3 protein-coding genes are annotated in these 2,797 nt (G+C 65.4%); 2 read left to right on the top strand and 1 reads right to left on the bottom strand.

What is annotated here, in order from left to right; all coding sequences use genetic code 11:
* Nucleotides 1-525, top strand: a 525-nt coding sequence (locus JNK68_04775; GenBank protein MBL8539668.1) for a cytochrome c, incomplete at its 5' end; no start/stop codon positions are given.
* Between the two features lie 76 nt (nt 526-601).
* Entirely contained in the window at nt 602-1,456 is an 855-nt protein-coding gene (locus JNK68_04770) for a bile acid:sodium symporter (protein ID MBL8539667.1), read from the top strand.
* Here JNK68_04770 and JNK68_04765 read toward each other — a convergent pair.
* Nucleotides 1,453-2,520, bottom strand: a complete 1,068-nt coding sequence (locus tag JNK68_04765; protein ID MBL8539666.1) for an AraC family transcriptional regulator — start codon at nt 2,518-2,520, stop codon at nt 1,453-1,455. The two genes, JNK68_04770 and JNK68_04765, sit on opposite strands and share 4 nt — an antisense overlap.
* Nucleotides 2,521-2,797: the final 277 nt, after the last annotated feature.

Raw genomic sequence — 2,797 nt, 5'->3', positions numbered from 1 at the left:
GAATGGACCGCGGATGAGATCGCGACCTATCTGAAGACAGGCACCTACAAGGGCAAGACGACGGCGCTCGGTCCGATGGCAGAAGTCGTGCGCAACAGCACGAGCTACATGACCGATGCGGACCTCAAGGCGATGGGCGAGTACCTGAAATCGATCCCGCCGGATTCTTCGCTGCGCACCGCGAAGGCGGGACCCGACCCGACAAGAAAGCAGGGGGCGGCGCTATACGTCGACCATTGCAGCGGCTGCCATCAGCCTAAGGGCCGCGGCGTGCCCGGCGTGTTTCCACCGCTTGCCGGCAACGGGGCGGTGATCGCGCCCGATCCGGCGGACATCATCAAGGTCATCCTCAGCGGGATCCCGGCGCAGAACAATTACGTTCCGATGCCCTCTTTCGCGACGCAGCTCGACGATCAGCAAGTCGCCGAGGTCGCGAACTACCTGCGCACGAGTTGGGGCAACAAATCGGCGCCAAACGCAACCGCGTCGATGGTCAAGACTCTGCGCGCGACGCTCGGCAAGTGACCGGCGGGCACGGTGCCCCGCCTGAAAAGCCGCGTTGGCCGGGGAAGAAAGATGCGTTGACCAAGGTGCGCCGGGCATGAACCTCGTCCTCGGCGTTGCGTTACCGCTGCTGGTCGTCTTCACCATGTTCGTGGTCGGCCTGAGCCTGACGCGCGCCGAGTTCGCGAACGTGGCGCGACACCCGCGCGTGACCCTCATCGCCCTCGCGGGACAATGGCTGTTGCCACCGACGGTCGCGGTATCGCTGGTCAAGGTTCTGAACCTGCCAGGGGTCCTTGCGATGGGCGTAATACTCGCCGCGGCCGCGCCGCCTGGGGCGATATCGAATTACTATGCGCTGCTCGCGCGCGCCCGGGTGGCGCTCGCCGTGACGCTCACCGCCATCAGCAGTCTCGGGGCTGCCATAGCTACGCCGCTGTTGGCGTCGCTCGCGCACTGGTTTGCTTTGCGGGAATCGGCGGCCTTCACTCTTCCCGCTGCGAAGATGCTGCAGCAAACGGTGATCGGGCTGCTGCTGCCGGTGCTGGTCGGCATGGCCGTCCGCCACTTCGTGCCGTCCTGGGTCGCGCGGCACGAATCGAAGCTACGCGGGCTAGCTTTGCTGGCAGTGGCCCTGGTGGTCGCGTTCATCATTACGGATCAGATAACGCTGATCCGGGATCAGCTCGTCTTCCTGCTGCAGACCGCGGCGCTGTTCACTGGCGTGCTGCTCGCGGCGGGGTGGCTGCTCGGTCGGTTCGCATCGGACGAAGTCACGGAGCGACGCGCACTCCTGTTCGGTTTTCCTGCGCGCAACATGGCGGTCGCGAGTCTGCTTGCCGTCGCCGCATTCGGGCGAGTCGACATCGCGGCATTTGCCGCGGTGTTTTTCCTCGTCCAGGTGATCGTGCTGGTGCCGCTCGCGCTGCTCCTGGGACAGGCTCGGCGCTAGCTTCTCAACGCTGTTTGCGTCCCCTGGTCGTCTCGCCACTTAGCCGGAGTCGTGCCGCCGCTCCAGCGGCGGAACGCGCGCACGAAGGTGCTGGTGTCCGCGTAGCCCGTCGCCGCAGCTACCTCGTGCAGAGAAACAGAGGTATTCGCCAGCAGTTGACGGGCGATCTCCCAGCGCACGCCATCGAGGACCTCCTGAAACGTGGTGCCCTGCGCCTGCAGCCGCCGGTTGAGCGTTCGCCGGTGCATCGTGAGCTGCTGGGCGACATGGTCGCCCGAGCTGTCGCCGTAAAGAAGCAGAAGGCGCAGTGCACGATGTAGCCGCACGACGAGGTCCGCCGCGGTCGCCGCGTCGATCTGAGCCTGCAGGGCGCGCAGGACGTGCGGATCGGCCCCGGCCAGGGGTCGATCCATGAGATGCGCGGAAATGTGCAGCCCGGTGTGGTCGCTGTTGAACCGAACGTGCGCGCGGAAGAACTCCCGATACGGCCGCGAATCGGCTGGCTGCGCCCGCGCCAGCAAAACCCTAAGCGGACGCCAGTGTGCGCCGACGAGCTCGCGAACGAAGTTGCAGCCACACGCCATGACGCCGTCGTAGAGGTGTCCTACTCCCTCGAGCCTGGGCTGAAAAATCGCGTAGCCGAGCGTGACTGTGTCGCCATCCCTTCTCAGAAACACCGCGCCACCTTCGCTGTTCAGGCGATGGTAAACGCTGAGAGTACGCAGCGCGTCCCCGAGCGTAGGGGAATGGCGCATGAGCTGGCCAACCAGCCCCATGTGCTCGAGGGTCCACAGCCGCCCCGCCAGCAGCCCGAACTCCGGTCGGCCGGCCCGGCGTGCCGATTCGGCAAAGAGCCGGCCAACGGCGGAATAGGGGACCCTGTTGTCCGGATGATCGAGCGCTGTCGGCGCCAGCCCGCCACTGGCGAGCAAGGGCTCCGGAGCGACACCCAGCTGCCGCAGCAATCCGGGCACGAAGCTCAAGGCGCCCACACGCTGGGTCCATTGCTCGGTGGCGCCCGCTAACGCCGCCGTCCACCCAGACGCCGCGGCGGATTGCTTCACTTCTCCATCCGTGCCTAGCATGTCTATCGAGCGCAAAACCCTATTCCTGGATGCGCTATCGCAACTCGACCCGTTCCAAGTCCTCGATTGTCGAGATTAGCACATGCGACCGGCACGAAAACATGCAAGCATTCCCGCCGCTCGACAGGCTGTTCGGCCCGTCACGATCCTGCAGCGATGCCTCGGTAGTGTTGTGCGCAGGCATGGGCGAGAACAGGTCGACGAAGCCAATGCGACCGTTCGACTTCCCGTAACGTCGACTTTCGCGTAAGCGATG

It is taken from the genome of Betaproteobacteria bacterium (assembly GCA_016791345.1).
Taxonomy (GTDB): domain Bacteria; phylum Pseudomonadota; class Gammaproteobacteria; order Burkholderiales; family JAEUMW01; genus JAEUMW01.
This window is presented reverse-complemented; position numbering and strand designations above follow the sequence as displayed.